Here is a 25,103-nt window from a genome sequence, read left to right as displayed (position 1 = left end):
GATCTAGTATTGCGGTGCGTGAGTTGTATTTAGGGAGAAGGTGAAACATGAATATTCTCGGAATCAACGCCTATCATGGCGATTCGTCAGCCTGCCTAGTAGTCGATGGCAAACTGGTGGCAGCTGTCGAAGAGGAACGCTTTCGTCGTATCAAACACTGGGCCGGTTTTCCTAGTGAATCGATCCGCTATTGTCTGGAGGAAGCTGGCATCTCGCTGGGCGATGTTGCGGTGGTTGCGATCAATTCTGATCCGAAAGCCAATCTGATGAAGAAGATCGGCTTTACCCTGAAGAAACGACCTGAGTTCGGTCTAATCATGGATCGCTTGAAAAACCAGAAAGAACGCCGATCCATCGAGCAGGAGCTTGCGCACGCCTTTCCTGAGCAGTCGTTCAATGGCGAGGTGCGGCATATCGAGCATCACCTGGCCCACCTGAGTTCGGCCTTTCATGTATCCCCGTATGACGAAGCGGCTGTGGTATCCGTCGATGGCTTCGGAGATTTTGCCAGTGCATCCTGGGGGATCGGTCGTGGTTCTGAGATCAGCATTGACGATAAGGTCTATTTTCCCCATTCGATGGGCACCTTCTATCAGGCACTGACACAGTTTATCGGCTTTCCACACTATGGCGATGAGTACAAGGTGATGGGGTTAGCGCCTTATGGTGAACCAGCCTACATGGATCAGATGCGCCAAATTGTGCTGCTGCAGGATGACGGCTCCTTCAAACTCAATCTAGACTACTTCCGCCACCACAGGGAGAAGGTCGATTATGAATGGGAGAATGGCATCCCTTCCGTTGGTCGACTCTTCTCGGACAAAATGGCAGAACTTCTGGGACCGGTTCGGGAGAAGGGGGAGGAGCTCACCCAGCGGCACAAGGATATCGCACACTCGGTGCAGAAGATGTACGAGGAGACCTTTTTCCACCTGCTCAACAAACTGCATGCGCGTCACGGCAGCGATAACCTCTGTATCGCTGGTGGTTGCGGCATGAATTCCGTTGCCAACGGGAAAGTGCGACGGAACACTCCCTTTAAGCAGGTCTATATTCAGTCGGCAGCAGGAGATGCCGGCGGTGCCATAGGTGCGGCTTATAGTGTCTGCTGCGATCAGCCTGGCTTTGCACGTTCATTTGTTATGGATCATGCCTATTTTGGCCCATCATTCGACAATACAGTGATTGCTGATCTGCTCGACTCAAAACGTAAGAAGATTATGGCAGAGGGTTGCTCTGTTGAACTGATCGAAGATGAATCGCTGCTCTGTACAAAGACAGCTATAGCAATCTCTGAGGGTAAAGTGATCGGCTGGTTTCAGGGGCGCATGGAGTGGGGGCCACGTGCGCTGGGGAACCGTTCCATTCTCGGTGATCCACGTCGTGACGATATGAAGGATATTCTCAATCTGAAGATCAAGCGGCGTGAATCGTTCCGCCCGTTTGCCCCCTCGATTCTGCGCGATGCGGTGGCCGACTGGTTTGAGGAGGATGACGAAGTCCCGTTTATGATGAAGGTGTTCCAGATTCGCGAAGAGAAGCGTGGAGAGATTCCGGCCGTCACCCATGCTGATGGCTCCGGGCGATTACAGACGGTGTATGAACATACCAATCCACGTTACCACCAGCTGATCTCCGCATTCGGTGAACAGACCGGGGTTCCAATCTTGCTCAATACCTCGTTCAATGAGAACGAGCCGGTGGTCTGCAGGCCGGAAGAGGCACTGGACTGTTTCCTGCGCACCAAAATGGATCTGCTGGTTCTTGGCGATTGGTTTATAGAACGAAAATAACCATCTATAAATGAAAATATCAATCATTACAGCTGTCTATAATGGCGCAGCAACCATAGGTGATGCGATTAAATCGGTTCTGGATCAATCACATCCTAATATCGAACTGATTGTGATCGACGGAGCCTCAACTGACGGCACTCTGGCAGTTCTGGAGTCCTATCGTGACAGGATCGATATTGTGATCAGCGAGCCGGATTCGGGGATCTACGATGCCCTGAATAAGGGCATAGCGCGCGCCAGCGGTGATGTTGTCGGTTTTCTGCATGCCGACGATCTCTATGCCGGTAACGATGTGCTGGCAACAGTTGCGGAAGCCTTCACCGATCCGGCTGTGGATGCGGCGTATGGTGATCTGGTCTATGTCAGCAAGAGTGAGCCGGATCGGGTGATTCGCTACTGGCAGGCTGGTGATTTCAGAGCGGATAAACTGAAGCAGGGTTGGATGCCACCGCATCCTACGTTTTATATGCGCCGAGAGTTTTACGAGCGACTGGGCGGATTCGATACCGGCTTTCGTATCGCGGCCGATTATGACTGCATGTTGCGCATGCTGGGGCAGCCGGGGTTTTGCTGCCACTATATTCCGCAGTTGATGGTAAGAATGCGCGTCGGTGGCGAGAGTAATCGTTCGCTGCTCAATATCATCAGGAAGTCGCGTGAAGATTACGATGTTCTGAAACGAAACGGCGTCGGCGGTATCGGAGCGCTGTTGTGGAAAAACTTCAGCAAATTGCCTCAATTTTTTCGACGAGGCGAGTAACGATCTTCCTAGCAAGATCAGGTGGTGAAGAAGTTGGCGAAAATACAGAGGGTGTCGCCATCCATCAGGTTAGTGTGGATAGGCTCTGCTTAATCTAGTTCTATACTGATGCATGAATAGGACGGTCTCTGTAGCGATTCGACCAACTATTCGGGATGAGCTAGCTCTTTTTTGCCATCACCACCAGTTGTGGGCGCATCGGAATGAGTATCCGGTGTAATAAATCTACAACAGCTCCACGAGAACTTCTTCCCGGCGAGGAGTATTGAACACAGAGATCCGTGAAACCGGCAAATTTGAGCAGGCTTTCCAACTCCTTCGCGGTATATTCGCGCACATGCCCCATATGGCCTGCTCGCCTCAATTTGAGATATTCGTTGAGGGGGTGGTTCATTGGCCCCTTGCCCAGAAGGATTCTGGCGATATTACCCAGGCGATAAAAGTTGGGGGTGGTGAGGTAAAGTGTTCCATCTGGTGCCAATACGCGGGCCATCTCTTCAAGTACAAAGATAGGATCGATCCTGAGGTGTTCGAAGGTATCGGTGAAAACAATCAGGTTTACAGATCCATCTCTGAGTGGAAGCCCCTCCTGTTCCACATCCACTTGTATGACATTCAGATCATGCTTGCTGATGAATGGCTGCATTCTTTCAGGTGCAAGATCAAGGACAACGGGATCATAGCCAAGTTTCTTAAGGCAAAAGGAGAAATTGAATGGAAAGCCACCGACCTCTAGGGTGATGCCATGAGGGGGGAATCTTGACAGTTCCTTTAAATGCTCCAAATAGGAAAAACGAAGTCCATTAAAATAGTCGCTCCACCCGGAGTCCATCTCTTTAAGCTCGGCACTTAGCGATTCCAGTAATGCTTGAAAATGTTCGGTCACTTTAATCACTCCCGCTTTTATGCTGAAATACTGATGATGCAGGGAATTGGTGTTGATGAAAAGGGGGGATCTCGAATCGATGGCACATGGGGGCTGAAAAGTGGATGTTGGCATATGATGAAGTGATATGTGTTCTCGCTGATCGCCGCTCCTTGTTCCGGCATGTTGCGTCTTTTGTTGAAAGTTAAGGTAGAGTACCACTACATACATCCACAGGTATTAGTAAAATTCACTGTGGGGGGAAGCAATAGCTCTATTGCCAATATTATTCAGAAATCGCGTGAGAGTTATATCTCCCTCAGACGTAACCATATTGGTGGTATCCTGAGTAAGCTACAGCAGTTTTTTCAGTGCAAATAGTGCTAATATTTCTTTATTCAATTATAGGTGCAGGAGTGATAAGTTCCGACTCCTTAATAAGTAGATTAGGATGAAATTATGAAAAGAGCATTGATTACGGGTGTTACCGGGCAGGATGGCTCATATCTGGCAGAACTTCTGCTCGAAAAAGGATATGAGGTGCATGGCATCAAGCGCCGTGCTTCATCATTTAATACCCAGCGTGTGGATCACATCTATCAGGATCCCCATGTGGAGAATAAGAACTTTGTATTGCATTACGGTGACCTGACCGATACTTCAAATCTGACCCGGATCCTGCAGGAGGTTCAGCCAGATGAGGTGTACAATCTAGGTGCACAGTCGCATGTGGCAGTAAGTTTTGAATCACCTGAATATACTGCCGACGTGGATGGCATTGGCACATTGCGCCTGCTGGAAGCGATTCGCCTGCTTGGAATGGAGAAAAAGGTGCGGTTCTACCAAGCCTCTACCTCAGAGCTGTATGGTAAGGTCCAGGAAACCCCGCAGAGTGAAACCACACCATTCTATCCGCGTTCTCCCTATGCTGTAGCAAAGATGTATGCCTACTGGATCGTGGTGAATTACCGAGAGTCCTATGGCATGTACGCATGCAACGGCATTCTGTTTAATCATGAGTCACCACGACGAGGTGAAACCTTTGTGACACGCAAGATTACACGCGGCTTAGCCAATATATCTCAGGGCCTCGAGGAGTGCCTCTATATGGGAAATATGGATGCACTGCGTGACTGGGGCCATGCCAAAGATTATGTGCGCATGCAGTGGCTGATGCTGCAGCAGGACCAGCCTGAGGACTTCGTCATAGCCACAGGTGTGCAATATTCTGTACGGCAGTTCATTATCTGGTCTGCTCAGGAACTAGGCGTTACGCTGCGTTTTGAGGGTGAGGGCGTAGATGAATGTGCTGTGGTCGTGTCTATAGAAGGAGATAAGTCTCCGGCTCTCTCCGTAGGGGATATCATTGTACGCGTTGATCCGCGCTATTTCCGCCCTGCAGAAGTGGAGACCTTGCTTGGAGATCCGAGTAAGGCCAAAAGCAAATTGGGTTGGACTCCTGAGATCTCTGTGCAGGAGATGTGTGCTGAGATGGTGGCGGCAGACCTGAAGTCTGCTCAACAGTACTCACTGCTTAAAAAGCATGGACATGATGTGGCTGTGGCACATGAATAGAGGCATTTGATGGGAAAAAAATCAAAGGTATATGTGGCTGGACACCGCGGCATGGTTGGGGCAGCAATATTACGGCAGTTAGAGGCTAGAAAGGCTGCCGGAGAAGCTCTTGAACTTGTAACGCGCACACATTCGGAACTTGATTTGATTGATCAGTCTGCTGTCCGTAATTTTTTTGAAGAAGAGAGCCCTGATATCGTGATTGTTGCTGCTGCGAAAGTGGGTGGTATACACGCCAATAATAGCCTCCCTGCCGAGTTTATTTACGAAAATTTGATGATTGAGTGCAATCTTATTCACCAGGCGTGGAGGGGCGGAGTTAAGAAGTTACTGTTTCTCGGTAGCTCCTGCATCTACCCGCGCCTGGCCGTTCAGCCGATGTGTGAGGATGCACTGCTCACAGGCACACTCGAGCCGACCAATGAGCCCTATGCTGTGGCCAAGATTGCCGGTATCAAGCTTTGTGAGAGTTACAATCGCCAGTATGGTACCGACTACCGTAGTGTGATGCCAACCAACCTCTACGGTCCCGGTGATAATTTTCACCCCGAGAATTCGCATGTGGTACCGGCTTTGATCCGCCGTTTTCACGATGCGGTGGAGAATGGGTTGGAAGAGGTGGTGATCTGGGGTAGTGGTAAGCCGTTCCGCGAATTCCTGCATGTCGACGATATGGCGGCTGCCTCACTGTTTGTGCTTGATCTGCCGGGCGAGATCTACCAGGCCAATACCGAGCCGATGCTCTCGCACATTAATGTCGGCAGTGGTAGTGAAGTGAGCATTGCTGAGTTGGCTTCTCTGGTTGCAGAAGTAACAGGGTTCGATGGACAAATCGTTTTTGATGGCGATAAGCCGGATGGTGCTCCTCGTAAGCTCATGGATAGCTCCCGTCTGGCTGCGATGGGATGGCAGGCATCAATCGAGCTCAAAGAAGGGTTGCATAATGCGTATGAGTGGTACCTTAATTCATGTGTGTTAAATAGCTAATAATAATTAACTATTTTTATTTTCATGGAGAGAGTATGAGTTTGCAGATGGATAATGTTATTCGCCGTAATCCGGAGATAGTGCACAGCGATATGGATGGTGAGACGGTGATGATGAGCGTCAACGAAGGCAACTACTATGGCCTGAATGGAGTAGGTTCTCAGATCTGGGATCTGCTCGAGCAGGAGATGAGCGTGGATGCGATCTGCACAGAACTGCTCAGTCGTTTTGATGTGGAAGAGGAGCAGTGCCGCAGCGAGGTGCTCGCCTTTCTTGATGAGATGGTCAGCAGTAAGGTAATCGAGATCGCCTGATCGTGAACGCCCTGCTGCGCAAATGCGGAACCTTCTTGCGCATGCCGATCAGGGAGAAGTTCTGGTTCTTCTGGATATGGTTAATCAGCGGCCCGATCCGGGCGGCTTTGCTGCTGTTGCCGTTTCGCAAGATGGCACCGATGCTCGGCGAGCATTGCAGCAACCTGCAGCTGGCTGCTATCGCAAGCGATGAGCAGAAACAGCAGGCCTGGCGTATCGGTCGTATTGTTGAACTCGCGGCATCTTATACGCCGTGGGAGTCTAAATGCCTTGTGCAGGCCTGTATGGCCAGCATACTGCTTCGTCGATACGGCATCCCTTATGTGATCCATCTGGGGGTGACAAGAGGTGATGGGGTGCAGGATGCATTGAAAGCACACGCCTGGCTCTCTGTGGGGCCATGGATAGTTACCGGTCGTGATGGTCATCGCACCTTCACGATCGTTTCCACTTTTGTATCGCCGGGCCTGTTCGCGACAATCAAAGATCAGGAGATTGCACATGCATCTTGATCAACGGCGGGCATTGAAGGCCGCAGTCTCAGCTTTTTACCGTTTCTCTCCTGCCCGTATCTCGCTGCTGTTTATGCTGATGCTGGCACAGCGATTAACCGCTGGTGTCGGGCTGCTATTGTTGATCCCGTTGCTGCAGTTGGTCGGGCTGGATGTAGGATCAGGGATGACGAGCGAATTTTCCGGAATTATTTCCCGGATTTTTACAGCAATCGGAGTAGAGCTGACACTGCCCTCAATTCTGCTCTGTTATGTGCTGATCGTATCGCTGATGGCGGCTATGAATTACTGGCAGAATGTCGCGACGGTGGCAGTACAGCAAGCCTATACCTGCAGGCTTCGTCACGATCTCTACGATTCGCTGCTACATAGTCGCTGGCAGTTCTTTATCAGCCGTAAAATGAGTGATTTCATGTATAGCCTGCTGCAGCAGGTCTCCACACTGGGGCAGTGCGCCAACACGATCCTTGGGCTGACAGGTCAGTTGATCCTTGTTGCCGTCTATGTCGGTCTGTCACTGCTGCTGTCATGGCATATGACCCTGCTTGCCATCACCTGTGCACTGGCGCTGATGGCACTTCTGCTGCCGCTGAACCGGCTTGTGTTGCGTTCCGGCCAGATGCAGTTGGGTGGTGGCAAGAATCTGATGCAGATGTTTGCCGAGCAACTGGGCAGTCTGAAGATGATTAAGAGTTATGGTAGCGAATCGCTCTATCTGGCCCGAATGGACGAAGAGAGCCGGATGATGGAGGCGCAGTCGGTACGTATGACGCGGATCAACGGCACAACTCAGCTGGTGACCACAATCGGTGGTGTGATCTCCTTCTCGATCTGCTTCTACTTTGCTCTGGCGTGGTTTTCAGTCTCACTGGCTACGCTGTTGTTGCTGTTACTGATCTTCTCGCGCCTGATGCCGCAGCTGGCATCCATTCAATCCTCCTATCAACGTCTGCTGCATCAGCTGCCCGCATTTGAGGATGTGCAGCGCCTGATGCAGGCGTGCGATGCGGCTGCTGAAACAAAGCCTGGTGCCGATCTGCAGCCGCCTAGGCTGGAGCGACAGATCAGGTTGGAGCATATCTGTTTTCGCTACGAAAGGGGAAACCGGCAGGTGATTGATAATCTCACGCTGGATATTGCAAAGAATGCTACGGTTGCACTGACCGGCCCATCAGGAGCTGGAAAATCGACGCTTGCAGACCTGATTGCCGGCCTGCTGGTGCCCGATTCCGGTACAATCTATTGTGACGATACCCCCCTGAGCGGCGAGCAACGTATGGCATGGCGGCGGGGTGTTGCTTATATCACCCAGGAAGTGTTTCTCTTCCACGATACGATTCGCGCCAATCTGGAATGGGTAGCGGATGGCGTTCCAGAATCAGAGATATGGCAGGCACTGGAAATGGCTGCTGCGGCTGATTTTGTGCGCGCACTACCGGATGGACTGGATACGGTGATCGGTGATCGCGGCATTCGCCTCTCCGGTGGTGAACGCCAGCGACTGGCGCTGGCACGGGCACTGTTTTCTAAACCTCAGCTATTGATCCTCGATGAAGCGACCAGCGCGCTCGATCATGACAACGAACAGAAGATTCACCAGGCACTTCTGCAACTCGATGGTAAGCTGACCATATTGATCATAGCCCATCGTGAAACCACCATCGCCCATGTGAAGCAGCGCATTGTACTGAGTGGTGGTGACGTGCCCGCCACATGAGCCGCTGGCAGACACTGAAACAACGGGTATTAACACGTCGTCTGCCGCACTGCCTAATCAGCTGGCGATTTCTACTGCCGGGGCAGGGGCGGGCTGTGCAGCTGCATCGCAAGGTGTTGCTAGGCGCCTGGCCGGTTCTGCCGCGCTGGCAGTGGCTGCTGATCTTTCTTTACAGTGCAGGGACATGGTGGCTTTTTTGGGGCTGGCTTATGCTCTACCGTAATCTCAAGAGGCAGTGGAGGCGGGCTGCTGAATCGGAAGGCGTCACATTCGGCAGGCAATTGCTTGGTTTAATGTTGGCCACCTTTGCACATGGCATCGCGCCGCGCGACTACTATCGTTATGGCCTCTATAAACGGCCTGAACGGCAGTGGCTGTTATACATCTACGAGCAGGAACTGCCGCACTGGCACTGGCTGATGTCTCCGGAACTGAGTGAACAGAGCCTGCATCTGATGACCGATAAACACGATTTTGCTCGTGCAATGGTCGAGCAGGGCATCGCCACGGTTGAGACCATTGCATTACTGCAGCAAGGAGATGAGGTGAGTGAACAGCAACTTTTTACGGATCGTTCACTGTTTCTGAAACCGAGATGTGGCGCCAGGGCACAGGGATGCATGGTGCTCGATTATGATGCTGATAAAGAGAGATACAGACTTCAACTTCAGGTTGGCAATGAACGCATCGAAGGACGATCTGCGATAATCGATCATGTACGGGGTTGCCTGACTGCGGTCGACTATCTTGTCCAGCCGCTATTGCAAAATGCCCCGGATCTGACGGCAATTACCGGATCGGATCAGCTGGCCACGCTGCGGGTGATTTCAGCCCTGATTGATGGCGTTCCAGAGGTGTTGATGGCCAATCTGGAACTGCCTGCTAAGCAGGGTGGTGTGCGCATGCTGATGGTCGATGTAGGGCAGGGCTCTCTAATGGCGGCACATCCATCGGTACGGGATGAATTGAGCGACCTTATCGGCTGGTGCTTGCCGCAATGGTCCAAAGTGGCGAGTTTATGCACTAACGCGCATCATCACTTTGAGGATCTGAACGCTATCGGCTGGGATGTAGTGATCAGTAATGGGGATGTGAAGCTGCTGGAAGGTAATATCAATTGGGGTGTCGCCGCCCATCAGGTGGCAACCGGCACGGCTGCGCTGGAAAGCGATTTGATTCGGGCATACGGATAGGGAGATAGAGTGGAAAGCTACGTAGGAACCAATGTGATCGATTTCGCTGCCAATCACGGCATGTTTCGTAATCCTGACTACCGTTTCGAGGTCTCGTCGCGCAAGATTGTTCCGGCAGCCGATGCGATTGATTATCTCAAGATTTACTATCCCTATCTCGATATCGACCAGATCGATTCGGTATTCGGCAATGCAGTATACCCTTCGCGCTTCTATGGCGGCCGCAGTTACAACCTGGAACATAGCCTTACCGATCATCAGATCGAGACTCTGAACAATCATGGAAAAGGGGTGAGTTTTACGCTGACCGGCCACCACTTTGATGAGGAGGTTTTTCTAGCCAATCGTCATTTCCTGAAACGTTTCCATAGGCCAGGCAACGCCATTGTCTGCACCAATGACGAATTGGCGAAGAGAATTCGCCAGGAATTTCCCGACTATCTGCTCAAGGCGAGCCTGATCAAGCATCTCAATACGTTGGAGAAGGTGGAGCGGGCGTTATCAATCTATGATCGTGTCGTGATTCCGATGGATAAGAATGACGACGATGCCTTCCTCGAAAGCCTGCCGGAGAAGCATCGCATCGTGCTCTTCGCCAATGCCAACTGTGCCTACAACTGTCCGGCGCGCACCTGTTATGCGGCGATTTCGCAAACCCACTGGGGAAAGGACTACTCCAAATCCTGCTCGAAGGCGTGGATGCCCAGGCCCGATGTCGGCCACACCTTTTTCGATGTCGACAAGCTGGCAGCCATGGGCTTCCATCACTTCAAGGTGGTGCCGAGCAACAGTGGCGATCCCGACCGTTTTCTACGCAACCGGGCGGCGAAGGTTGCTGTAAACAGTGTTCTACCCGAGCCAAGACCTGCAGCAACGATCCACTCCTTTCCCAAGTGCGGCCGTACATGGCTACGTACGCTGCTGGCGAACTATTTCAATCGACACTTTTCACTGCATGTACAGGTGGATATGCAAAGCCTGTTCACGATCATCCCCAATGCGCATGCCGGTTTGAAGGGGTGTGAGCACTACCAGTTCGGCCATATAAGCGATATGCCGCTACTGTTGGCCAGCCATGCTGTGAACACCCAGTGCAATGAAGGCGATATCCTGTTGCTGCGCTCGATTCCCGATGTGGTGGTCTCCGACTATTTCCAGCAGCAGAAGCTGGGGGCTTTTGATGGCGATATGGACGCCTTTATCGATGCCGAAAAGGGTAGCCTGCAACGCTACTGCCGTTACCTGAATCGCCGGACTGAAGATGGCGGCTGGCGGCGCAGGTATCTGCTCAGCTACGAGGGATTGCACGGTGATACGGCGGGTGAGCTCAAGCGCTTGCTGGCGCATCTGAATCTCTATGCCGACGATGCGGATGTGCAGGCTGCCGTTGCCGATTCCAGCTTCGAGAAGATGCGGCAGGCCGAGAAGGTGGCCGGGCATGCCGGTATGCCGAAAACGGTAGGCAACCCCGAAATGATGAAGGTGCGCAAAGGGAAGGTTGGTGGCTATGCCGATTACCTGTCTGAAGCGCAGATCGAACGCATGAAGGGGATTGCGCAGAAGCTGCTCAGCGATGAGGCAAAGGCGATGCTGGCGGAGTGCCGATTAAGTGTGGCATGGAGTTTGGATCGTGAAGTAGTGGAACCATCTGCCTGGTGAAAGCACTGTGGTACAAACTCAGAAACAGTCGTGCGCTCTATAATCGCCAGCCCTTCACCATGGTCAGCTGGCGTTTTCTGCTACCAGGGCAAGGCCGTGCTGTGCAGTTGCAGCGGCATCTCTTCCTGAATGCCTGGCCGCATCTGCCTCGCTGGCAGTGGGCACTGATCGGCCTCTACAATTGGTTGTCGTGGCTGCTTTTTTTCGCCTGGAAGATGAGCTATCACCGCCTGAAGGGGAGGGAAGCGGCCTACCGGACCTATCCGTGCGAGCTGCCGTTGTGGCGGCAGGTGGTCGATCTACTGAGTCTGATCATTCCGCACGGCATCCCGCCGCGCTACTACTATATGTACGGCCTGTGGCGGAAGTCGCGTAGTCAGTTGATGCACTATATCTACTCCAATACGGCCGAGAACTGGCATGCCGTGTTTGCAGCGGGTGTCAGCAGTGAGACGATCGACCTGCTGTGGGATAAGCATGCCTTCACCAAGAAAATGGCAGCAGCGGGCATTGCCACGGTGCCGACAGTGACGTTGTTGCCAAGAGGGAAGAGGGTCGATCCCGAGTTTCTGTTTCAGGAGCGCGCGCTGTTTCTTAAACCGAATGCTGCACGCAACAGTGTCGGCTGTATGGCGCTGCATTTTGACCGGAATACTGGTGAGTACCAGCTCCATACCGATCGAAATGTGAGCTTGATCGAGCCGGAATTGATCCTGGCCGAGGTTGGCCTGCGTCTGCTTGATTACGACTACCTGTTGCAACCGATGCTGCAAAACCATCCTCGGATTTCATCCCTGTGCACTACCGGACGGCTGGTGACGCTGCGTCTTGTCAGCGGCTTGCTGAAAGGACAGCCCGAGGCAATGTTCGCACTGCTTGAGGTGCCGTACAGCGATGTGCCAAGGGCCAGCTACTGTATGAATATCCAGCTGGCATCGGGCAAGCTGTTCAGTCGTCATCCGGATCAGTCCGGTGACTATCGTCAATTGATCGACCGGCTCGAAGGCAAGGTTCTGCCGTTCTGGCAGGAGGCAGTCGATCTTTGTTTAGAGGCCCACTCTCTTGTTCCGGATCTTCCCGTTTCCGGATGGGATGTGGCGGTTACGCCGGATGGGCCCTGTCTGCTGGAAGGTAATCTGCAGTGGGATGTGGAGAAGCATCAACTGATCATGGATGCCCCGGCACTGGATGGTGACCTTTTTTCAACTTACGGGAAAGTTGTACGCACTGGTTGTTAAACCCAGCCGGAATCCGGGGAATAGTCAGAATATTGATCCGCAAAGGGCTCACTGGCAGCCATGCATGTACTCTCCTGTAGCCATCGGCATTGATGAAGTTCCTCGCTTTGTGTGCATTGAAACGACTGGTTATTGACTACCATTGCGAGCGTTTAGACTCGTTCACTCCACTATTCTCACCGGAATAATTTGTCGCCATTGCTCGCCTCCATAGTGAACCACTGTATAGAACAGAGGGTCTATAGTGGATGATAAATCAGGGTAGCGCCCCATGCTCATTCAGTTGAATTCATCGGGTACGGAAGGAAAGTTCTTTAAAACTGCAACCGAAAGCCACACCAGTGTTTCAGGTAAAGAAGCATCCTACGGTCCCTCCTAGGCTGTCGTGCCTGCTACCTCAGAATTGATTCATACAATCACATCTAATCATAAATGATGTAGCGGTGGTTTGCAGAGAGTCCTTTATATTCGGTTGTTCCACCATAAGGCCAGCGTATCACCAGCTTTGCAATCGATTCTCCATCTGCAATGCCAAAGTGCAGTTGTTGCGGCTGCATGCTGTCCCACACCCCACCCACAGCCATTTCGCGCAGCTGTATACCGCGGCTGGTATGCAGCTCCACGCGACTGCCGATACCATAGTAGTTGCCGTGGCGGGATCGCAGTTCCACCTTGATGGCATCACCGCCAAAACGGTTTTCGAGAAAGATGGGGGCCGTATAGAGATTCATCACCACCAGATCGCCATCGCCATCGCCATCGAGATCGGCCGCAATTACCCCGCGTCCCTCATCCATAAAGTCAACACCGTAAGAGGATGCTTTGTTAATCAGGGAAGGTGTTCCGGGCCTGCTGTAATTCATGAGCAGGGCTGATGGTTCCTGGCCATTGATGATTGCCATGCCCGTGGTGATAAAGATGTCCTGAAAACCATTATTGTCGAAGTCGAAAGGGTAGGCCGCCCATGACCAGCCGGTCAGGGCGGCGTTATCATTGCCCAGTACATCTCTGTAGCGTCCCTCAGTATCCAGTTTGAGCAGAATATTCTTCTTTACTTTGCGTGGAAATAGCTCGACATCGCGTTTGAAACGGGCGGGGCTGGCAATGGCATAAGCGGGGTTATTCACCCGGTAGCGGCAGAAATAGCGGCGTTCCATATTGACGATGCTGTCGCATAACTTTCTATTTCCCGATCGCTTGGCATGCGCGCCAACCAGAATCTCTTCGCACAGTGCACGGTCGGTCGGCAAAGCGAAGCGGTTGCAGTTTTGCTCACCATTGAGGAATGCGCGCTCAATATTTTTAACAGCCACAGTACCATTCAGCGTATTGAATGCTGAAGTGAACAGCTCTCCATAGCGGGTCCGCCGCAAGAGTACGTCGCGGGAAATCGTGTTTTCCCATATTTCCAGCTTGCCGTCATTGTCGGCATCGATCCCCATATAGCCCATACTGTTGAAAGCATTGTATTCGATCTGCTGTTTCGGAATCAGGGTAAAATGGCCGGATCCATCCATCCGGTAGCTCAGGTCGGGCTGGAGGTCGTTGCCGAGCAGGAAGTCGGGGTGTCCATCGTTGTTCAGGTCGGTGAACATGGCGGTCATGCTTGCATGCTTTTCGTCAGGCTGAGGAAAATAGTCGGTTTTTTTCTCCTTCCATCCATCCGCACTGCTCACCCAGAACTGGTTGGGCTCACCATCGGACTGCATGAATGCAAAGGGAGGGTTTTCCTGTTTGTGCCAGTTGTGTGCTATTGAGATATAGAGATCGAGAAAGCGGTCATGGTTGATGTCGATCAGGGCATATCCGCCAATGGTGGCGTGCACAGGGCTAGGGAAGGTTGTACTTGCTTCGAAATGTTTGCTATCGGGGTTGAAGCGATAGATTCGATTGGGAGGAGCGATTCCGGCTTCATACGGGTTGAACGAGAGTATCAGGTCGAGATAGCTGTCGGAATCAACATCGGCCAGTGCTATCTGGTCGATGGAGCCGTGTGGTATCTTATCGAAGAGCTGGGCCGTGGCATCGAAAAATGTTCCGTTGCCACGGTTGATCAGAATCGTCAGGGACGTGCCTGTGGTGGCCAGAGCAAGGTCGAGGTGGCCATCGTGATTGATATCACCCGCGCTGACCGGAGCATGGTAATTAAAGTCAAAACCGAAGTGTTTACGTTCGACGTTCGGAATCAGTTCCGGCAGAGCATTTCCGATTCTGATAAAGCCGTGATCGCGCGGCTGTGGTGTCAATGGAGATGAAACCAGGTGTGGTTTATCCCAGCTTTTCTCATGCCACTCGGGATGTTGGTCCCAGGTAGCCTTTTCAGTCGCAGCCGGATTGATGGGCACAGCTGCCGAGGGTGTCCCGTGTTGAATTTTAGCGGAGGCTGTGGGGAGATGATTCAGGGTATTCAGGGGTGAGAAGGCGACCACGGCGATGCCTGTAGCAAGTGCTGCCAATAGATGTTGCCATATATAAGACTGTTTCTGTTGCCCAATGCGCATAAGCGGGACAAAAAGACTGACAATAAACAGGGCTAGAAACATGGTGATATCGCGGGCGCCTAACATCAGTTCCAGTAGAATGGTCAACGTTGCAATCGAGGTGGCATAGAGGATCTGGTATCCCGGACGATCCGGCGTGGTACGGGGGTCGGTTAGCATGAAATAGATAAACAGCAGGAAGCTGCCCGAGATCAATGTAGCCATGATCTCAGTAGGATTCTTGGTGATGAAGGTATAAGTCAGGATGAGGTAGGAGATAGTGAATGCAATTGGGATTAACACCCGGCCTACGCGCATGGTGATCAGCAGACCCAACAGGGTCATTGCCGCCCCAAGCCACCACATGCCACCCCACTGTTCGGGAGTAGTATAGGTCTCATAAGGGAAGAGGAGCAGGCCAGCCACCACGGCTACATTGGAGGGGTTGAGAAAATGGCGCCCATTGATGCGCAGCCAATGTTTCTGGGCAATCGCCAGAGCGACTACAAGGATATAGATAGAGAGGTCTGTGGCGCGTAGCAGAAAGATGACGCCGAGCGCAGTATTCACCGCTGAATAGGAGAAGAATTCGACTTTTCTGTGGGCGATATAGATCAGAAGATGATCGATGCAAATAGCAAAGGCTAGGATTGTAGCAATCTCCAGCCAGCTGATTGGAAAGTTGAGAAGTACCTTCCCGATGAGGAATAGAAAGATCAGGTTCAGCAACTGGTGGCGTTGGATAATAGCCGGATTGAGTGAAAAGAGGTTTCCCTTAATCTTTACGGCAGCAGTTGCAAGTTTGGTTACGATCATCAAGTGACTCTCTATATTTCAGGGTGTGTTGAGGCTGCTTAATTGACTTAAGTTATTCAACGTGTGATTACGCTTGGGTGGTGAATCGCCCCTAGATGGTGACCTAACCGGGTAGGCTATCATGTAGTCAGGCGAACCAACTCAAGCCTCCTGCCGAGGGGGCGGTAGAATAGGTGTTGGCCTTAGCGTCCTGTCTTCAGATTATTGAAGTAACTGTTGACTCAATGTTTGAAAGGATCAGAGTGAAAAGCAATAATGATTACATCAGGAGAAAAGAGTATGGCTGATCTGAAGAGTACACCCACTTTGCAATCGAAGCTTGGGCAATGGGAACAGCCTCGGCTTATACTGCTGAACTCCGCGGGTACGGAAGGAAAAACCTTCGTTGATCCAACAGAGAGTCATTCCTCCTTCTCTGGAGGAGGAGGAAAGAATTACGGACCCTCCTAGAGTGCACGAACACAAGTGCGCCCTGTTGTCATGCAAGGTCACAAAATTTGTTCCACTTCCTTCAGCTTTCGTTCGAGCTCATGCGGCAGTTCAAGCGATCTCAGTAAACTTTTGGGAGGAATATCGCCCGCTATTTGACGAAACTTCTCCTCATCGAAGTAGGTCTGCACCAGTTTGCTATCCAGCAGCTTATCAAAATTCACTCGCAGCTCACGTTTCTCATCACGCTTCTGGTGACCGCTCCTAGGGTGCTGTCCAGCTGATTTGGCAAGCCAGGCTGTATCGGCCACAGGAACCGGCATCGCTCATAATAATATGCAGCCATCACTGGTGATGCGCTACTGCATCTGTATCGATGGTGAATATCCGACCCGGCCATGAACTCTATTTTGTGGTAATCAAACTTCATGGTTGACGCCAAAAAAAAAAACAGATTGGATTGCGTTACCATGCGGAGGGTATGATGAAAACTGATCAAGCAACTGATTTGCAAGAGACCAACTTACAGTCGTGGGATACGCCGGTCATGATTCGCCTTGATGGCTCAGAAACCCACGGTAAGCCCTATGTCGACGCCACTGAAAGTCATAGGTTTCTTTCAACTGGTGGTGGGGCGTCCTACGGTCCATCCTGATAGCTTCAAAAAATTGCAGAATGAGCGTGCTGATAGTGCACCATTATCGCCCTGTTCTATGAAGCTTTAGTGATCTCCATTTCCCCTGATTGCCGTTGTTCTTCAATTTCAAGTAGCAACTCGATGCCTTTTTGAAGTCGTCTGGCTTTCGCCTGCTTTGATCCATCCAAATCAAGGTAATCTCTTACCAACGCACTATCATCTGTTTGATCTTTAATGCTCTCTCGACTTTCTGATCTGTTATTGTTGTCTATGTGATCATACCTGGGATGTTGCACATCAGCCTTTACCCGCCAGCGAATACGCTCGGTTGTGACACCCTCAAGAATCTTCCTGTACATATAGCGTTCGATACCCTGATATACCTTGAGGTGCGATGGCATATTGTAGGCCAGCTCAACAAGGCGAACATCAAGCATAGGATATCGATACTCAATTCGATAAATACGGCTGCACAACTCGGACTCCACCAGACGAGGCTCCACACCGACATCAAAAAGCTCACGTTGATGGTGCGCTTTTACTGAGTAGCGCTCATACTGTTTGAGGAACTCTTGCTGCTTCTGCATAAGTTGATAGCGCTCGACATGGATTCGCTTTAAAGGGTGCGAGTGTGCGAGGTGATGCTGACCATCGACCAAACCACGTTTTCTGCGCATCAAACTGCGAAAGAGGGGGGGGATAGCATGTTTTAACAGTAATCCAGCCCATGCTTTCGCAGGTTTACCACTGCGCCCTCGAGCTCTTTTCTCCCGCAACAGTCGATGCAAGGTGATGAATTTTCCCTGATTCAATAGTTCACTTTCGTAAAAATCACCATAGGTGGAGACACAGTGATCACCACCCCAGCCCGAGAGCAGGGTTCGAACACCTTTCTTAGCAGCCAGCCGGCCATAGGAGATATGGGCTCCATCCTTCACAGGCATAGGAACTCCTGCGTGCCGATTCAGCGTCTGCTGCTGTAGAGTAAGCGAATTGTTTTTTTCCTGTTTGCGCCAGATCGGTTGAATGTTCGCATGCATGGCCTGCATCTCGTAGATGTCCTGATAGGTTGCTTCCCAAATATGTCGGTTGTCATCATCCAGTTCGATGCAGCCATAGGAGAGTGTATAAAGCGGCTCTTCTCCCAGAGCTCTGGCGGCAAAGCCTGTGATACCGTTCGAATCGATGCCTTCGCTCAGCTCAGAGGCGAGCGGATATTCGCTGTTCAGGCGTGATCTGACGGCCTGTTCAAATCGTCTCTTCAGCTCATCAATCAGCGACGCATCATCCCAACCGTTCCAATCATCTCTCTCTTCAAGATCCCAGTAGCGGCTGATGCTGGCATTACCAGTTCGGTCCAGGGTGATGCTGTGAGCTGCAGGAAGTGTTTCAATTCCGTTAACAGGTGATTCAAAGCGATTGCTTCTCAATGCCCATAGTTGCTGTACCAGCCATGACTCCTTGATCACTTTCTTAACAGCTCCGGATGTAAAGAAAGCATTGTGCTCGTTGCTGAGAAGCCACTCTGATTCGGTTCGGGTATAGAACAGAACCTTGACGCCGAAATGATCCCGAGCCGCAAAAACCTTATCCTGCACAGCATCATAGATGACAAACGCAAAATCACCGAGCAGCTGTTTCGGGCATGCCTCTCCCCAACGTTTATAGGCCAGTAAAATCAACATGCCATCGGCATGCTGCTCAAGCTCATTCGCCGGGATTTCGAGCTGCCCGGCCAATTCATCCCGATTATCAAGGCGTGCATTGGCAGTGATCATATTACCCGATGAATCACGGTGCACACTCTCAAGCCGGGATTGCCTGGTATTAATCAGAGAGGCCCTCGCCATCCGGCACGCATGATCGCAACTACTCAGTTGATGCGTGGCGTCTGGCCTCCAGTAAGCCGATGCCTCAAGCATCTTCTCAATTCTTTCACAACCAGCAGGCTGTTGATCAATCAGGTTAAGAGAGGCATGGATCGTACTCATTTTCTACAGTTCACAGCTTCTTTTTTCTCCGAGGGGCAATGGCATTAAGCAGAGGAAACAGTCGTGCTCCAATCAGATAGAGCGGCGCATATTTCTTTCTCATACCTACCTGTTGCGCTTGAGACATGCCATTCAAATGCAACTCTCGGCGAATCTTGAAAATCGATTGTGATGCAAATTCCGGATAAGCCAGACAGGCTACTGAAAACTGCTCCCTGAGTTTAACTGCCCGGCTAACAAGATCATTGGCTTCGCTCAGATCACAACGCCCATTTTTGATATCGCGAATCGGTTGACAGAAAAAGGCACCACAAATATTGGGGCGCTTCTCTCCATAAATCGTACACTTTGAACTGAAATGGTGGCAGGGAAGTTCAAATGTATCTCTGCCATTTTTCTGAAGCGTATTGAGCCCAAGCGATGATGCCAGTTTAAGGTCATCATCATTTTTGATATTGGCATGGCCAAACAGCGTGCCATCACAACACATGCCGCAGGAGGTGCAGAGCTCTGAGACTGCATCCCAATCCATCAGACTAACTGATCCAGTGGCAGTGCAGTGACCGGTTGACCGGTAGCATCGAGATAGCCGAATCGTTGCATCACTTTATGATGATCGGCAACGACACGTTCGATCTGTTCAGGCGTCAGTGTATCCTGCCAGTCGCCCACCTTGCCTTTGCGAAAGAAACTTTCATGGTGGGGAGCTTTCTCGGAGAACCCTTTCTCCTGCTCCTGCTGCTTAAGCTTGTCGAAGGCGCATTTGTCGAGTGCGGTCTGCACTGAATGCTCATCGGCAGGTAGATTTAGAAACCGACAGATACGGGTGAATGTGGTTAGTGAGTCATTTCGCATATCCTCGTAACGCACAATCAGTTTCTCGATCTTCTCTGCATTCGCCCAGCTCTCCACATGCGCGGACCAGGAGAGCAGCTTCTGACGTAGCTGGTTGGTCATACGGCGGGTGTTACCACAGAAGAAGAAGTCTGGCCTGCCCATGTTTTCGATTGACTGATCGATACTGCAGTTGCTGTGATGGGCAAAGGAGATCGCCACATCGAGCGGGTTACGCATGATATAGAGAGCCCCGGCCGTGGCATCGGCCGGAATCAGTGCCTCGCCATTGGGTAAGAGTGTGTAGGCATCATGTACCTTGTGATAGCCGCCATCATCTGCTTGCTGCGCATGCCAGCGGTAAATAGCAGGGCGCAGGAGATCGACCTCGTCATGGCTGAGATCGGCCGAGTCGAAGCCCAGCACCTCATCAATCCAGCCGCGGCAGCTGGCGATGGCACCGGTATGCAGGGCATTGATATCGACCTCCTCCTCGGGCTCCTCGCGGCGGATATTGGCGATAAAGGCGCGTGTCCAAGTGTTGCCCGATTTTGGATAGGAGGCAAGCCAGAAGATACCTTCGCTCATGCAGCAACAATCCCCTTTTTCTGCAGATCGATCGAGATCATCTCGATCAGCTGCTCCAGTTTGAAACCATGATTCGGTCGCGTGATGCGGGCCAGATCCACCCGACTGGCTAGTCTGCTGCACAGGCCGAGATGCTCCGCCTTCAACCCCAGCCCTTCGAGAATACCCATGCGATAGGTGTTGTTCTTCAGTGGATTGAACTTCTTCATGCCCTTGATCTGCTGAATCTCAAACTCATCGAGGTTATGGCTGGAGAGGATATAGATCGCTGCCACCGGCAGCTGTTCGGTTACCGGCTGCTTCAGGGGGAAAGTGTATTTCTCTACCTGCAGTCGAATGCGATCAAGTTCAGCTGTATCGATCTCCAGTTTATTGGCGGCATCCTGCCAGAGCTTCAATTGTGGCAGCCCCGGCGCTACGCGCCCTTGTGCATCAATGGCGCAGACATCATCGGCCAGAATCTCATGACCGCGTTTATGGAAGGCCGCCGCCAGTGTCGACTTTCCGGCCCCCGAATGACCGGCAAAGATCACGCACTTCTCACCGAAACGGACGGCATTGCCATGCATTACCAGCGTTTTACGCTGGTGCAGGATGGTGCCGATACAGGAGCCGAGCAGATAGAGTCGTATGCTCTGCTCATCACTGCCGGGGTAAGGGTCGACGAGGATGCTGTTGCCGTCGGTGACCAGGAAGCGGGCGATATCGGGAACATTCAGCCACAGGGTGTTCTCAGAACTCTGGTAGAATGGGGTGGCCTTGTTCGGATTATCCAGTCCTTCAGTCGATACAGAGCCAGTATGGATCCGGACATCTGCAGAGGCATCGTCTGTTGCCTGTGGCAGTGCAGGCAGTTCGAAATGGCTGTCGATATTCAGACCGAATGCGTGGTAATGGAATGGGGTCATGGGGTAGCTGTTCCTCGGGGGCGTTGGGACTTCGTCCGCCTGGCAAGCAGGGAGAATGGACGGATGAGATAGTAGAGAAAGAAGAGGCCGTTGGGTAGTCGGATACGTTCAAAATCACCGGGCTGAATGAGAATGTTTTTCAGCAAATTGCGCATCGCTTTGGTTTTCGGCGCGTGGCGAAAACTTCTTCTGGCTGATTCCATCGGGGATGGCAGTTGCATACGGGTAAGAAACAGTCGGGCCTCTTCGATCTCATTGCCGATCTGCACGGCCTTGCCCTGTTCCTCGATCTGAGAAGGGAGCGGCAAGTTGTAGACCGAGGCTGCAAGTGTGACTCCTTCGATCAGGCTACGTCGGGTGCCGAATTCACTGGCCTGTTCCAGCAGGCTATCCCAGTCAGGCGGGTAATAGATCAGTAACATGGCGATATCATTGATCCAGCGAAGTCGATACCAGCCTGATTCAGCACCATGTTGGCACTGATAGAGCCATAGCAGATTCATCGGCAGGGTGTGAAATGTCTGATTAAGTTGAAGTTCTGCTTTTATTGTGCTCTGCCATAGATCATGAAACGATCTGTTGATCGGGTGCTCCACAGCGGTAAAACCCCAATGAACCTCCAGGATTATTCTATCCTGTTGATGGAAATAGCCGCGATCCTTACGCACAGAGTCTATGAACTCTTTCTGACGTGCTGTCGCTCCTGAAAATGGAACGCCCTGTGAAAAATTAAGATTTTCAATCAGGATGGATTCAACCTTTTCAACATCACGCCGATCAATCAGAATATCAATGTCGTTGGATTGGCGCTGAGCACTATCGTTATATATGAGCTGGGAAAGTGCACTGCCTTTTAAAACAATAAAACGGATTTTATGCTTGTCTAATTGATTTGAGATTTTACTCAACATGGCAAGGTGTTTTAACGCTTTTCTACGAATTCTGTACTCTAGCTGATTCATCTCTGAACTGATTCCTGGAGAAGGTTTGTATTGCAACTGTTTTAATTTGCTACAAACTTGTGGGACAAGTCGATGCCATTTGGCCATTTTAATAAAACTTGGCATTTTGATCCCAGAAGCTAGTAGGCGTTCAGCCATCTTCTTGCTGATTTCAGGATTTGGGTGCGTGAGTGCTAAAAGAAGCTGAAACTCAGAAGAAGTGTTCAATTTAAATCCTTTTTGATTAAAGTACCATTTGAGACATTAAATCGATCTGATTGAGATGTATAGATATAAAGATGCCATGCTACATTGTTAGCAGAACAGGGTGTTTTAATTTAGACTATCCCTCAATTTTGTAACCAGTTAAAGGAGAGGGGATGCCTGAATCTGACTCACTATTGTTTTATCTTCTTCCCTTGGTATCTGCTACAGTTTTAACTTTGCTACTTATGCCCAGTGTTGTACTTCTAGCTCAGAGAATTGGAGCGATTGATCAGCCGGATGAACGTAAGGTGCATGCCAATGTTACGCCACGTATGGGTGGATTGGCCTTTCTGATCTCTTTGCTGCTGATTCCATTCACGATGATCGATATTTCGCCAATCACGCAGGGATTTCTATTGGGCCTGTTTATCATCGGCTGTACTGGCATTGCCGATGATATCTTTGATATCTCTCCCAGATATAAATTTTTAGGTATTATCGCTGGTACAGGCGTGTTCATTATTATGAGTGGAACTGCTATAACTGATCTGGGTGATCTGTTTGGCGTTGGCAATATTGAAACCGCCTGGTTTGCCATACCATTAACACTGATCGGCATGGTCGGTTTTATTAATGCACTGAATCTATCAGATGGCCTTGATGGTCTGGCAGCAGGCATTACCCTGATTGCTGCCTATTTTCTGGGTAGCTTTGCCTTATCCATCGGTGACCAAGCCAGCCTGATGATTGCCATTGTTCTGTTTGGATCCATGATCGGTTTCCTCTATTTCAATTCGCATCCCGCCCGTATATTTATGGGCGATACCGGCAGTCTTATCCTTGGTTATGTATTGGCTTGCCTCTGCCTTATGCTTTTACAGTCAGGGGAGGGGGCCGTTATATCACCGATAAGTATGGGCATTCTTCTCGGGCTTCCACTTTCTGACACGCTCTATGTCATGACAAAACGCGTCATGAATGGAAGAAGTCCTTTTCTTCCTGATAAAACGCACTTTCATCATCGCCTGATTGAGCTTGGACTCTCCCATAAAGGTGTGGTGGCCACATTTTACGGCCTTATTTTTTTCTACGCTTCTGTAGCAGCACTCTTTGCGGGAAGTGCAGAATGGATACAGTCTCTGGTGCTGCTCGGGCTGGTGGCTGGCACATATTTATCATTGTCGTTACTGGAGCGCGGTTCCTTCTCTTTTGCTATGCCTGCCGATGAGGAGGTTTCAGATTCGCCTGCAGCTCACCACAGCTCGGCCTACTACAGCATGACCCATATTCTGGGGCGCTCTATCCCCGTTGTTACATGGTTGATTCCACTGCTCCTTCTGCCTGTCGTGATGATTGAGCGATCGGTCACGATGACTCTCTGCATGGCTGTGATGATGGTTTTGGTCGTTATTCTCTATCCCTGGAGAGAAGGCCGTGATGCCACCTGGTCTCAAGGGCTTATCTACCTGCTGATTTTCGCACAGCTGTTTCAGATCAATATGAGTGAGCAGTCGTGGGTGTTGAATTACATGGTTGTGATGACTGGATTGCTGGCACTCTGGGTGGTTCTTAAACTCTACTTCAAAAGGAATATGCGCGTCTTTTTAACAACCGGTCTGGAAAGTCTACTGCTTGTTTTTTCATGGGTTACGCCCTGGCTGATCGGCAGATTCAACCTATTTCCGGAAGATATACAGGCCTCACTGTATGTTGTTTGCATTGAGGCGGTGGTCTTTCTTGTTGCTGCTAAAATTGTTTTGAGGCGACAGCCTAAAAGGAACCAGCAGATTCTGGCCTCGTTACTGATTCTTTCAGCAATCAGTCTCTTTTAATCACGCTCAGGTTCAGTGACCACTTTATTTGAAGCTTGATAGGCTTCTTCTGCACTTTCCTGAACAACGAATCTAACCGATCTGAAATTCTTCCAGAATTTATATAGTGGTGCGATAAAAGCTCCGGCCATGACAAACCAGACAAAGTCTTCCATGGGAACGTGAAGAATAAAGGTGCCGGAGAGGTTCTGGAAAGACCAGGTTGATTCAACCCACCCGGCCGTTAACAACTCGGGGATACCGAAAAACAGAAAAGCCAGAAAGGCGGCAAATAGGGCGCCAAAAATGGAGTTGGGAATCAGATCCTTTCTCTGACTTAACAGATATAAAGTACTTATTCCGAAGGTCAATACTGTAGCGCTGAATGAGTGGAAATTAAAAATTAAGGCGCTACCGAAAAACAGGGAGCAGACAGTCAGGGCAATATACCTGAATCTAATGGGAAATCTGGGAGCCTGATCCCGCTCTTTATATGTTTTATTGAAAACTATTTCATAGAAAACCGCTGCCGATCCAGAGAAAAAGAAGCCGAACAGGAAGTCTTCAACACCGATGGTTGTGCCCGTAATAAATTGCGGTTCCCACCAATCATGGCCATAGACAAAAAAGTTGGAAAGAACGCCGCCAATGCCAAACAGAAAGGAGAGGATCAGCATGGCAGGCCGCAAGTCAGGCCTGACAATAAAGCAGTATAGCCAGATCGGGACGAAGGCGATAATTCCATAGAGATAACTGTATTCGTACATAAATAACTATTTAAATCCTTAATGTTAGAATGAGGCTGTATATATTCTAGTCTAATTCACCGACAGCGCAAAGCTTAC

General features: G+C 50.7%; 21 protein-coding genes. 12 read left to right on the top strand and 9 right to left on the bottom strand.

What is annotated here, in order from left to right; genetic code table 11:
• The first annotated feature begins 47 nt into the window (after window positions 1-47).
• Together F3F93_RS02100 and F3F93_RS02095 are read left to right on the top strand one after the other, a co-directional pair.
• Window positions 48-1,793, top strand: a complete 1,746-nt coding sequence (locus F3F93_RS02100) for a carbamoyltransferase C-terminal domain-containing protein (RefSeq protein WP_176957506.1) — start codon at window positions 48-50, stop codon at window positions 1,791-1,793.
• A gap of 10 nt (window positions 1,794-1,803) precedes the next feature.
• Window positions 1,804-2,556: a glycosyltransferase family 2 protein gene (locus tag F3F93_RS02095; RefSeq protein WP_176957505.1), complete on the top strand. Its 753-nt coding sequence runs from the start codon at window positions 1,804-1,806 to the stop codon at window positions 2,554-2,556.
• Between the two features lie 160 nt (window positions 2,557-2,716).
• Here F3F93_RS02095 and F3F93_RS02090 read toward each other — a convergent pair whose 3' ends face one another.
• Entirely contained in the window at window positions 2,717-3,442 is a 726-nt protein-coding gene (locus tag F3F93_RS02090) for a class I SAM-dependent methyltransferase (RefSeq protein ID WP_176957504.1), read from the bottom strand.
• Between the two features lie 438 nt (window positions 3,443-3,880).
• Here F3F93_RS02090 and gmd point away from each other — a divergent pair, with 438 nt between their 5' ends.
• From gmd to F3F93_RS02050, 8 genes are read left to right on the top strand one after another with little or no spacing between them, the layout of a single operon-like run.
• Window positions 3,881-4,996: a GDP-mannose 4,6-dehydratase gene (gene gmd / locus F3F93_RS02085; protein ID WP_176957503.1), complete on the top strand. Its 1,116-nt coding sequence runs from the start codon at window positions 3,881-3,883 to the stop codon at window positions 4,994-4,996.
• Between the two features lie 9 nt (window positions 4,997-5,005).
• On the top strand, window positions 5,006-5,983 hold the full coding sequence (locus F3F93_RS02080; RefSeq protein WP_176957502.1) for a GDP-L-fucose synthase: 978 nt from the start codon (window positions 5,006-5,008) through the stop codon (window positions 5,981-5,983).
• Between the two features lie 35 nt (window positions 5,984-6,018).
• Window positions 6,019-6,297: a lasso peptide biosynthesis PqqD family chaperone gene (locus F3F93_RS02075; RefSeq protein ID WP_176957501.1), complete on the top strand. Its 279-nt coding sequence runs from the start codon at window positions 6,019-6,021 to the stop codon at window positions 6,295-6,297.
• Between the two features lie 2 nt (window positions 6,298-6,299).
• On the top strand, window positions 6,300-6,809 hold the full coding sequence (locus F3F93_RS02070; RefSeq protein ID WP_176957500.1) for a lasso peptide biosynthesis B2 protein: 510 nt from the start codon (window positions 6,300-6,302) through the stop codon (window positions 6,807-6,809).
• On the top strand, window positions 6,799-8,526 hold the full coding sequence (locus F3F93_RS02065; RefSeq protein ID WP_176957499.1) for an ABC transporter ATP-binding protein: 1,728 nt from the start codon (window positions 6,799-6,801) through the stop codon (window positions 8,524-8,526). Before F3F93_RS02070 ends, F3F93_RS02065 begins: the two co-directional genes overlap by 11 nt.
• On the top strand, window positions 8,523-9,719 hold the full coding sequence (locus F3F93_RS02060) for a sugar-transfer associated ATP-grasp domain-containing protein (protein ID WP_176957498.1): 1,197 nt from the start codon (window positions 8,523-8,525) through the stop codon (window positions 9,717-9,719). Before F3F93_RS02065 ends, F3F93_RS02060 begins: the two co-directional genes overlap by 4 nt.
• 9 nt (window positions 9,720-9,728) lie before the next feature.
• On the top strand, window positions 9,729-11,378 hold the full coding sequence (locus F3F93_RS12700) for a sulfotransferase domain-containing protein (protein WP_176957497.1): 1,650 nt from the start codon (window positions 9,729-9,731) through the stop codon (window positions 11,376-11,378).
• Window positions 11,375-12,616, top strand: coding sequence for a sugar-transfer associated ATP-grasp domain-containing protein (locus tag F3F93_RS02050; protein WP_176957496.1), 1,242 nt, complete (start codon window positions 11,375-11,377; stop codon window positions 12,614-12,616). The genes F3F93_RS12700 and F3F93_RS02050 overlap by 4 nt, the downstream gene beginning before the upstream one ends.
• A 422-nt stretch (window positions 12,617-13,038) precedes the next feature.
• Here F3F93_RS02050 and F3F93_RS02045 read toward each other — a convergent pair whose 3' ends face one another.
• Window positions 13,039-15,912 (bottom strand): FG-GAP-like repeat-containing protein, encoded by a 2,874-nt coding sequence (locus tag F3F93_RS02045; protein ID WP_176957495.1) that lies wholly within the window; start codon window positions 15,910-15,912, stop codon window positions 13,039-13,041.
• Between the two features lie 488 nt (window positions 15,913-16,400).
• Complete coding sequence (locus tag F3F93_RS02040; protein ID WP_176957494.1) at window positions 16,401-16,664, bottom strand: hypothetical protein; 264 nt, start codon at window positions 16,662-16,664, stop codon at window positions 16,401-16,403.
• A 161-nt stretch (window positions 16,665-16,825) separates the two neighbouring features.
• On the opposite strand from F3F93_RS02040, the gene F3F93_RS02035 reads away from it, so the two are divergent.
• A complete protein-coding gene (locus tag F3F93_RS02035; RefSeq protein WP_176957493.1) occupies window positions 16,826-16,996 on the top strand; it encodes a hypothetical protein in 171 nt (56 codons plus the stop codon).
• Between the two features lie 56 nt (window positions 16,997-17,052).
• Here F3F93_RS02035 and F3F93_RS02030 read toward each other — a convergent pair whose 3' ends face one another.
• The 5 genes from F3F93_RS02030 to F3F93_RS02010 are packed head-to-tail and all read right to left on the bottom strand — an operon-like array spanning window position 17,053 to window position 22,366.
• Entirely contained in the window at window positions 17,053-18,969 is a 1,917-nt protein-coding gene (locus F3F93_RS02030; protein ID WP_176957492.1) for an asparagine synthase-related protein, read from the bottom strand.
• 10 nt (window positions 18,970-18,979) lie between these two features.
• Window positions 18,980-19,501: a YkgJ family cysteine cluster protein gene (locus F3F93_RS02025; protein ID WP_176957491.1), complete on the bottom strand. Its 522-nt coding sequence runs from the start codon at window positions 19,499-19,501 to the stop codon at window positions 18,980-18,982.
• The gene (locus F3F93_RS02020; RefSeq protein WP_176957490.1) at window positions 19,501-20,391 is read right to left on the bottom strand and encodes a sulfotransferase domain-containing protein; all 891 of its coding nucleotides are present in this window, start codon (window positions 20,389-20,391) and stop codon (window positions 19,501-19,503) included. The genes F3F93_RS02025 and F3F93_RS02020 overlap by 1 nt, the downstream gene beginning before the upstream one ends.
• Window positions 20,388-21,299 (bottom strand): hypothetical protein, encoded by a 912-nt coding sequence (locus F3F93_RS02015; protein ID WP_176957489.1) that lies wholly within the window; start codon window positions 21,297-21,299, stop codon window positions 20,388-20,390. Before F3F93_RS02015 ends, F3F93_RS02020 begins: the two co-directional genes overlap by 4 nt.
• Complete coding sequence (locus F3F93_RS02010; RefSeq protein ID WP_176957488.1) at window positions 21,296-22,366, bottom strand: nucleotidyltransferase family protein; 1,071 nt, start codon at window positions 22,364-22,366, stop codon at window positions 21,296-21,298. Before F3F93_RS02010 ends, F3F93_RS02015 begins: the two co-directional genes overlap by 4 nt.
• Before the next feature lie 326 nt (window positions 22,367-22,692).
• On the opposite strand from F3F93_RS02010, the gene F3F93_RS02005 reads away from it, so the two are divergent.
• Entirely contained in the window at window positions 22,693-24,279 is a 1,587-nt protein-coding gene (locus F3F93_RS02005) for an MraY family glycosyltransferase (RefSeq protein ID WP_176957487.1), read from the top strand.
• Here the strand turns inward: F3F93_RS02005 and F3F93_RS02000 are convergent.
• The gene (locus F3F93_RS02000; protein ID WP_176957486.1) at window positions 24,276-25,025 is read right to left on the bottom strand and encodes a lycopene cyclase domain-containing protein; all 750 of its coding nucleotides are present in this window, start codon (window positions 25,023-25,025) and stop codon (window positions 24,276-24,278) included. The two genes, F3F93_RS02005 and F3F93_RS02000, sit on opposite strands and share 4 nt — an antisense overlap.
• Window positions 25,026-25,103 lie beyond the last annotated feature (78 nt).

It is taken from the genome of Mariprofundus sp. KV, assembly GCF_013387475.1.
Classification (GTDB): Bacteria; Pseudomonadota; Zetaproteobacteria; order Mariprofundales; family Mariprofundaceae; genus Mariprofundus.
Note: the sequence above shows the minus strand (reverse complement) of the source record. Positions and strands in the feature narration are given on the sequence as shown.

Excerpts from the sequence above, each read along its gene's own strand:
- F3F93_RS02100 (WP_176957506.1), top strand. The coding sequence starts at position 48 with ATGAATATTCTCGGAATCAACGCCTATCATGGCGATTCGTCAGCCTGC.
- F3F93_RS02095 (WP_176957505.1), top strand. The coding sequence starts at position 1,804 with ATGAAAATATCAATCATTACAGCTGTCTATAATGGCGCAGCAACCATA.
- gmd (WP_176957503.1), top strand. The coding sequence starts at position 3,881 with ATGAAAAGAGCATTGATTACGGGTGTTACCGGGCAGGATGGCTCATAT.
- F3F93_RS02080 (WP_176957502.1), top strand. The coding sequence starts at position 5,006 with ATGGGAAAAAAATCAAAGGTATATGTGGCTGGACACCGCGGCATGGTT.
- F3F93_RS02075 (WP_176957501.1), top strand. The coding sequence starts at position 6,019 with ATGAGTTTGCAGATGGATAATGTTATTCGCCGTAATCCGGAGATAGTG.
- F3F93_RS02065 (WP_176957499.1), top strand. The coding sequence starts at position 6,799 with ATGCATCTTGATCAACGGCGGGCATTGAAGGCCGCAGTCTCAGCTTTT.
- F3F93_RS02060 (WP_176957498.1), top strand. The coding sequence starts at position 8,523 with ATGAGCCGCTGGCAGACACTGAAACAACGGGTATTAACACGTCGTCTG.
- F3F93_RS02045 (WP_176957495.1), bottom strand. The coding sequence starts at position 15,912 with ATGATCGTAACCAAACTTGCAACTGCTGCCGTAAAGATTAAGGGAAAC.
- F3F93_RS02040 (WP_176957494.1), bottom strand. The coding sequence starts at position 16,664 with ATGCCGGTTCCTGTGGCCGATACAGCCTGGCTTGCCAAATCAGCTGGA.
- F3F93_RS02035 (WP_176957493.1), top strand. The coding sequence starts at position 16,826 with ATGAAAACTGATCAAGCAACTGATTTGCAAGAGACCAACTTACAGTCG.
- F3F93_RS02030 (WP_176957492.1), bottom strand. The coding sequence starts at position 18,969 with ATGAGTACGATCCATGCCTCTCTTAACCTGATTGATCAACAGCCTGCT.
- F3F93_RS02025 (WP_176957491.1), bottom strand. The coding sequence starts at position 19,501 with ATGGATTGGGATGCAGTCTCAGAGCTCTGCACCTCCTGCGGCATGTGT.
- F3F93_RS02020 (WP_176957490.1), bottom strand. The coding sequence starts at position 20,391 with ATGAGCGAAGGTATCTTCTGGCTTGCCTCCTATCCAAAATCGGGCAAC.
- F3F93_RS02015 (WP_176957489.1), bottom strand. The coding sequence starts at position 21,299 with ATGACCCCATTCCATTACCACGCATTCGGTCTGAATATCGACAGCCAT.
- F3F93_RS02010 (WP_176957488.1), bottom strand. The coding sequence starts at position 22,366 with ATGCCAAGTTTTATTAAAATGGCCAAATGGCATCGACTTGTCCCACAA.
- F3F93_RS02005 (WP_176957487.1), top strand. The coding sequence starts at position 22,693 with ATGCCCAGTGTTGTACTTCTAGCTCAGAGAATTGGAGCGATTGATCAG.
- F3F93_RS02000 (WP_176957486.1), bottom strand. The coding sequence starts at position 25,025 with ATGTACGAATACAGTTATCTCTATGGAATTATCGCCTTCGTCCCGATC.